Annotated in this window: 8 protein-coding genes; 2 read left to right on the forward strand and 6 right to left on the reverse strand. The window is 73.6% G+C overall.

From position 1 onward, the window contains the following. Nucleotides 1-235: 235 nt before the first annotated feature. The 6 genes from era to O4J56_RS31570 form a co-directional block, all read right to left on the reverse strand. Entirely contained in the window at nt 236-1,207 is a 972-nt protein-coding gene (gene era, locus O4J56_RS31545; RefSeq protein ID WP_270690880.1) for a GTPase Era, read from the reverse strand. A gap of 64 nt (nt 1,208-1,271) precedes the next feature. Next, nucleotides 1,272-1,622: a cytidine deaminase gene (locus tag O4J56_RS31550; RefSeq protein WP_270690874.1), complete on the reverse strand. Its 351-nt coding sequence runs from the start codon at nt 1,620-1,622 to the stop codon at nt 1,272-1,274. Further along, the gene (locus tag O4J56_RS31555; protein ID WP_270690875.1) at nt 1,619-2,947 is read right to left on the reverse strand and encodes a hemolysin family protein; all 1,329 of its coding nucleotides are present in this window, start codon (nt 2,945-2,947) and stop codon (nt 1,619-1,621) included. Before O4J56_RS31555 ends, O4J56_RS31550 begins: the two co-directional genes overlap by 4 nt. Before the next feature lies 1 nt (nt 2,948). Next, nucleotides 2,949-3,437, reverse strand: a complete 489-nt coding sequence (gene ybeY, locus O4J56_RS31560) for an rRNA maturation RNase YbeY (RefSeq protein ID WP_017625195.1) — start codon at nt 3,435-3,437, stop codon at nt 2,949-2,951. A 54-nt stretch (nt 3,438-3,491) separates the two neighbouring features. Further along, entirely contained in the window at nt 3,492-4,565 is a 1,074-nt protein-coding gene (locus O4J56_RS31565; RefSeq protein WP_270690877.1) for a PhoH family protein, read from the reverse strand. 141 nt (nt 4,566-4,706) lie between these two features. Beyond that, nucleotides 4,707-5,060, reverse strand: coding sequence for a histidine triad nucleotide-binding protein (locus O4J56_RS31570; protein WP_270690878.1), 354 nt, complete (start codon nt 5,058-5,060; stop codon nt 4,707-4,709). Nucleotides 5,061-5,713: 653 nt separating this feature from the next. Here O4J56_RS31570 and O4J56_RS31575 point away from each other — a divergent pair. Together O4J56_RS31575 and O4J56_RS31580 are read left to right on the forward strand one after the other, a co-directional pair. Continuing rightward, nucleotides 5,714-6,247: a SigE family RNA polymerase sigma factor gene (locus O4J56_RS31575; RefSeq protein WP_026123592.1), complete on the forward strand. Its 534-nt coding sequence runs from the start codon at nt 5,714-5,716 to the stop codon at nt 6,245-6,247. Next, nucleotides 6,244-7,029, forward strand: coding sequence for a hypothetical protein (locus O4J56_RS31580; protein ID WP_270690879.1), 786 nt, complete (start codon nt 6,244-6,246; stop codon nt 7,027-7,029). Before O4J56_RS31575 ends, O4J56_RS31580 begins: the two co-directional genes overlap by 4 nt. Nucleotides 7,030-7,082 lie beyond the last annotated feature (53 nt).

Consider the following 7,082-nt stretch of genomic DNA (forward strand, 5'->3'; position numbering starts at 1 on the left):
CAAAGGTGCTGTCAAAACCGCCGGAATGACAGCACCTTTGTCGAGATCATCGCCGAAGGGGGCGGGCGGGTGGTGCGGGGGCATCTTGGGTGGTGAAATCGACGCTTGATCTGCACAAAAGCGTCGATCTCACGACACGGGATGGCCGGACCCCCGCTTGATGTCCGGTATGCCCGGTATGTGCCCCCTGTGCGTTGATCTCGGGGAACCGGGGCCGACCTTGTGAGGGCCCGTGCTACGTCTGCTGGTCGAAGCCCAAGCGCCTCAGCTGCTTCGGGTCGCGCTGCCAGTCCTTGGCGACCTTCACCCTCAGGTCCAGGTAGACCCTCCGGCCCAGGAGGGCCTCGATCTGGCGGCGGGCCTCGATGCCGACCTTCCTCAGGCGGGCCCCCTTGGTGCCGATGACGATGGCCTTCTGGCTGGGGCGCTCGACGTACAGGGACGCGTAGATGTCGGTGAACTCGCGCCCCGGGGCGGTGTTGGGGCGGTCGGTCATCTCGTCGACCACGACCGCGATGGAGTGCGGCAGCTCGTCCCGGACGCCCTCCAGGGAGGCCTCGCGGACCAGCTCGGCGACCAGCATCTCGTCCGGCTCGTCGGTCAGGTCGCCGTCCGGGTAGAGCGGCGGCCCTTCCGGGAGGTGCGAGCACAGGACCCCCGCCGCCTCCTCCAGGTTCTCGCCGCTCTCGGCCGAGACGGGGACGATGTCGGCCCACTCCCCCAGCTCCTGCACGGCCAGGAGCTGCTCGGCGACGCGCTTGCGGTCGGCCTTGTCGGTCTTGGTGACCAGCGCCACCACCGGGGTGTCGCGCTGGGCGGCCAGCTCGCGGGCGATGTAGGTGTCCCCGCGGCCGATCGGCTCGTCGGCGGGCACGCAGAAGCCGATGGTGTCGACCTCGACCAGGGTGGAGCGCACCAGGCTGTCCAGCCGCTCCCCCAGCAGGGTGCGGGGCTTGTGCAGCCCCGGCGTGTCGACCACGATGAGCTGGGCGTCCTCGCGGTGCACGATGCCGCGCACCGTGCGCCGGGTGGTCTGGGGCCGGTTGCTCGTGATGGCGACCTTCTGCCCCACCAGTGCGTTCATCAGGGTCGACTTGCCCACGTTGGGGCGGCCCACGAAGCACGTGAAGCCGCTGCGGAACCCCTCGGGCACGGCGGCGGCGCCCGGCAGCGGGGCGCGGAGTCTGTCGAGGTCGAGCTCGTCCATGGTCGTCATGTCTCGAATCGTGCGGGATGGGGCGGGCGGGGCGCGGTGCCCCGCCCGGCCCGGGTCAGGTGCGGTCGACGGTTCCGGGGGTGCCGTCGGGGGCGGCGCTGATCAGCACGCCCGTCTTCAGGTCGGCGGCGACCCGGCGGTCCTCCTCGCGCAGCGCCTCCTCCTCGGTCACCACGGCGGCGGCCTCGAGGTGCTCGGCCTCGCTCGCGACCGCCGCGGCCACCGCGGCCTGCAGCGCGGTCAGCCGCAGGTGCGGCAGGTCCACGGTGACGGCGGCGTAGGTGCGGCCGGTCTCGTCGCGCACGGCCGCGCCCTCGGCGGCGCCGGTGCGGGCCCGCGAGGCGCGGGCGAGGGTGACGAGCTTGCTGTCCTCGGCGCCCAGCTCGGGGGCGTTGGTGTCGGTCACTGCTCTCCTTCGTCCGGTCCGGGTGGCGGGTCCAGCCGCTCCACCAGCACCGTCGCGGTCCGGTTGCGGCGGCCGGCGGGGTCCTCGGCGGTGAGCCTCAGACCAGCGTAGTCGGCCCGGGACCCGCTGATCGGCACCCGGCCCAGCGCGTAGGCCAGCAGTCCGCCCACCGTGTCCACGTCGGGTGCGTCCAGGTCCGCGCCGAAGTGCTCGGCGAGCTCGCCCAGCGGCAGCCGCGCGGTCACCCGGGCCCGGCCCCGGCCCAGGTCCTGGATGGGCGGCACCTCGTCGTCGTACTCGTCGGTGATCTCCCCGACGATCTCTTCGACGATGTCCTCGATGGTGACGAGCCCGGCGGTGCCGCCGTACTCGTCGATCACCACCGCCATGTGGATGCGCTGCCGCTGCATCTGCCGCAGCAGCTCGTCGATGGGCTTGGAGTCGGGCACGTAGGACGCCGGGCGCATGGCCGCGCGCGCCGGCGGCACGGGCGGCACCGGCCGCCCGGCCCCGGAGGCCGCGTCGGCCTCGGCCCAGTGGTCGCGCATCCGGGCGGTGAGGTCCTTGAGGTAGACGATGCCGACGACGTCGTCCTCGTCCTCGCCGGTGACCGGGATGCGGGAGAAGCCGCTGCGCAGGGCCAGCGACAGGCACGCGTCCAGGTCGTCGTCGGCGGCGGCGAACACGATGTCGGTGCGCGGCACCATCACCTCCCGCACCACCGTGTCGTCGAGCTTGAACACCGAGTGGATCATCTGGCGCTCGTCGGCGTCGATGACGTGCCCCCGCTCGGCGAGGTCGACCAGCCGCCGCAGCTCCTCCTCGCTGCTGAACGGCCCGCCGCGCCCGCCCTTGTTGCGCGGGGTGAGCGCCCGCCCCAGCCGCACCAGCAGCTGCGCGGGCGGCCCCAGCACGACCGCGGGCCAGGCCAGCAGCACCGCGCCGGCCTCGGCGACCTGCACGGAGAACTGCCGTCCCAGGATCCGCGGGGTGACCCCCATCAGGACGTACTCCACCGGAAGCATGACCGCCGCGGTGAGGACGGCCGCCCCCCAGGTGGGCCCGAGCAGCACGACGGCGCCGGTCCCGAAGGCGACCACCGCCAGCACTTCGAAGCCCACCCGCAGCAGCAGGACCAGGTTGAGGGTGCGGGCCGAATCGGCGGTCAGCGCCTCCAGGCGGGCGCGGCGCCGCTCGGGGAGCGCGCCGGGAGGCCCGGCGGCCCCGGCGGCGACCCGGGTGACGGCGATCTCCGCGGCCACCAGGAAGGCGGCCGCCAGGCCGGACACCGCGGCGGCGAGGAACGCGGCCGACGCTGTGGCCACCTCACCCCTCCCGGGTCTCGGCGGTGCGCGAGGCCTCCGCCGCGCTGGGCCGCCACCCCATGAGCAGATCGGCCTGGAGGCCGAACATCTGCGCCCGCTCGTCGGGTTCGCCGTGGTCGTAGCCGAGCAGGTGCAGGATGCCGTGCGTGCACAGCAGGTCCAGCTCGTCCTGGGCGCTGTGCCCGCCCTCCTCGGCCTGGCGGGCCGCCACCTGCGGACAGATGACGACGTCGCCGAGCTGGCCCGGGTCGCTGGTGCGCTCCGGGCCGCCGGGCCGCAGCTCGTCCATGGGGAAGGACATCACGTCGGTGGGTCCGGGCAGGTCCATCCACCGCTGGTGGAGCTCGGCCATGGGCTCCTCGTCCACCAGCACCACCGACAGCTCGGCGAGCGGGTGCACCCGCATCGCGTCGAGGACGTAGCGGGCCAGCTCGGACAGGGCCGTCTCATCGACCGGGACGCCGGACTCGTTCGCGACGTCGATACTCATCGTCTTGCGCGCCTTACTCGTGTACTCCGCTGCTCCGCCCGCTCCGCCGGCGGCTCACTCGCCCTCGGGCCGGCCGCCCTGTTCGGCCGACCGGCCCCGGCCCTGGCCGTGTCCCCGGCCCTGGTCGCGGCCGCCGCCCGGACCCCGGTCGCGGGCGCGGCCGCCGTCGTAGCGCCCGTAGGCGTCCACGATGGCGCTGACCAGCTTGTGCCGGACCACGTCCTCGCTGGCCAGACGGCAGAACCCGATGTCGTCGATGCCCGAGAGGATGTTCTCGATGGTCCGCAGGCCGCTGGAGGTGCCGCTGGGCAGGTCGACCTGGGTGACGTCGCCGGTGACGACGATCTTGGAGCCGAAGCCGAGCCGGGTCAGGAACATCTTCATCTGCTCGGGCGAGGTGTTCTGCGCCTCGTCGAGGATGATGAAGGAGTCGTTGAGGGTGCGCCCGCGCATGTAGGCGAGCGGGGCCACCTCGATCGTGCCCGCCGACATCAGCTTGGGGATGCTGTCGGGGTCGAGCATGTCGTGCAGCGCGTCGTAGAGCGGCCGCAGGTACGGGTCGATCTTCTCGTACAGGGTCCCGGGCAGGAACCCGAGCCGCTCGCCCGCCTCGACCGCCGGGCGGGTCAGGATGATCCGGTTGACCTGCTTGTTCTGCAGCGCCTTGACCGCCTTGGCCATGGCCAGGTAGGTCTTGCCGGTCCCGGCCGGGCCGATGCCGAACACGATGGTGTGCCGGTCGATGGCGTCGACGTAGCGCTTCTGGTTGAGCGTCTTGGGGCGGATCGTCCGTCCGCGCGCCGACAGGATGTCGGCGGTCAGGACCTCGGCGGGGCGCTCGCCGGAGGGCTCGCGCAGCATCGCCAGCGTGCGGTCGATCGCGTCGGGGGTGATGTGCGTGCCGTTCTTCACCAGCTCCAGCAGCTCTTCGATCAACCGCACGACCAGCGAGGTCTCCTCGGGGGAGCCGCTGATGGTGATCTCGTTGCCGCGGACGTGGATGTCGCTCTCGAAGGCCCTCTCGACGGTGCGGAGCAGCTCGTCCTCGGGACCGAGCAGGGCGACCATCATGTGCTCTTCCGGCACGACGATCTTGACCTGGGTGCTGTTCTGCGTTGTCTCGACCATGGGTCGGCCTTGCGGCCTCTCGCCCCTGCCTCTCGCGTTCCACGTGGTCGCTTGCGGCGACCCCTTCACCTTATCCCAATGGGCCCCCGGCCCGGTTTGTTCCCAGGGGCTCCCGGCCTGCTCCGGCGGGCCGTCCGGCGGCTATCCGGGGGGCCACTCCATGCCGCGCCCGCCCAGCACGTGGGCGTGCACGTGGAAGACGGTCTGCCCGGCGCCGGTGCCGGTGTTGAAGACCATGCGGTAGTCGGACCCGATGCCCTCGCCCCGCGCCACCTCCTGGGCCTCGCGGGCGATCTCGTCGACCAGCCCGGTGCCCGCGCGCGCCGCCGCGGCGACGTCGGGGTGGTGCTCGCGCGGGATCACCAGCACGTGCGTGGGCGCCTGCGGGTTGATGTCGCGGAAGGCGACCGTGCGCTCGCCCTCGCGGACGATCTCGGCCGGCACCTCGCCGACGACGATCTTGCAGAACAGGCACTCGGGGTCGCTCTGGGCCACCTGTGTCCTCTCCCAACCACTCGCTGCTTCGCGTCCGACCGGGCGCCCTGCCGGGCCCCAGGTGCGGGTTCCGGCCCCTCGGAGCCTCCGAGGGGGTTCGGCGCCCGCCCCCATCATGCCGCAGACCGGTGACGGCGAGGGGGACCGCGCCGGACCGGGTCCGCGGCCGTGCCCGGATCCGGCCGCACACGTCCGCCACGCATCCGGCGTCCGAGCTCTGGCCCCCCGGCGCCGCCCCGCGCCGCGCCCCGCCCGGGTCCCGAGTCCCCTTCCGCCCCGGAATCCGGCCCGGATTCCGGCCGTTCCGGAGCGGCCGGCGCCGCGCCTCCTCTACCGTGGTCGGCGGCCCAACGGGCGGAGCGCCCCGCACCGCGGCCCGGACCGTGACCCTTCCGTGAGGTTGCGGGGGCGCGGGGCGGGGAAGCACAATCGGCGAACCCTCCGCGATTCGCCGCCGTTGCGGGCTATTCTGTTCCTTCGCGTGGCTTCGCCCATGGCGTCCTCCTCATCCCCGGGGCCCCTCCCCCGAGGACCGGCGCCGGGGTGCACGCGGGGTGGCATGTGCAGGACCACACACCTCAACGAGAAGAACAGGTATGCCCTTTCGTAAACCCGGCGACAAGGGCGCGCGTCGTACGGACGTGACGGAGACCATGGTCGCGGGGACGACCGCGGCGGCAGCGACGGCGATCGAGTGGGACGCGGACCAGGCCGTGACCCGCCTCTACAGCGAGCACTACCGGCCGCTGGTGCGGCTGGCGGCACTCCTCGTGCGCGACCACGCCACCGCCGAGGAGGTCGTCCAGGACGCCTTCGTGGCGATGCACGGCGCCTGGCGCAGGCTCAGGGACCCCAACAAGGCCCTGTCCTATCTGCGCCAGTCGGTGGTCAACCGCGCGCGCTCGGTGCTGCGGCACCGGGCGGTGGTGGAGAAGCACGCCCCCAAGGCCCTGCCCGACGCGCCCAGCGCCGAGCACGGCGCCCTGGGGGAGCTGGAGCGCGCCGCGGTGATCGCCGCCCTGCGCAAACTGCCGACCCGCCAGCGCGAGGCCATCGTCCTGCGCTACTACGGCGACCTGTCCGAAGCCCAGATCGCCGACGCGATGGGCATCAGCCGCGGCGCCGTCAAGAGTCATACGGCACGGGGCATCGCCGCGCTCCGCTCGGTTCTGGAGCAGACGACATGAGCGAACCATTCGACGAGGGCACCGAGGAGCGGCTGCGCGCGATCCTGCGCGCGGAGGCCGACTCCGTGGAGCCGTCCCCTGAGGCGCTGAGCGCGATCAGGGAGCGCACCCAGAACCGGCGCTCACCCTTCTGGACGGGGCTGCCCTGGCTGCGCCCGGTGCTGGCGGTGGGCGCGGCGGCCGCCATCGCGGGGAGCGTGCTGATGGGCACGCCGCAGCTGCGCGAGCAGATCTTCTTCGCCTCCAACGACACCGGGGCCCCCGAGCAGGAGCGGCCGGACGGCGGCGGAGCGGGCGCGGCCACCGACGACACCGGCCACGCCGAGCCTCCCCGGGGGGACGGCGGCGCGACGGGCGGGAAAGGCGGCGGCGCCCCTTCCGAGGACCCGGAGAAGGACGGTGACAGCACCATCACCGGCATTCCGGAGCACTGCCGCACCCCTCCGCCGCCCGACGGCGGGGGCTCGCCCGTGCCGACGGCGACGGGGCGGCCGAACGCGGGAGCGCCCGACGGCCCGTCCCAGCAGGACCCCGATTGCGACCCGGACCACTCCCCCGGTGACGGCGGGGACGGTTCCGGCGACGGGACCGGTGACGGCTCCGGGGACGGCGGGGACACCGGCGGCGGCGACACCGGCGGGGACGGTTCCGGCGACGGCGGTGGCGACACCGGCGGGGACGGCTCCGGTGACGGAGGCTCCGACGGCGGCGGGGGCACCCCTTCGCCCGATCCCGACCCGGGCGGTAGCGACGGCGGTACGACGGACGCCCCCGTGGAGTAGCGGCCGGAGTAGCGGCGCGCGGACATGAAGAGGCGGGGGGGCCCCGGGCGGGT

Source organism: Nocardiopsis endophytica, from assembly GCF_027706725.1.
Lineage (GTDB): Bacteria > Actinomycetota > Actinomycetes > Streptosporangiales > Streptosporangiaceae > Nocardiopsis_A > Nocardiopsis_A endophytica.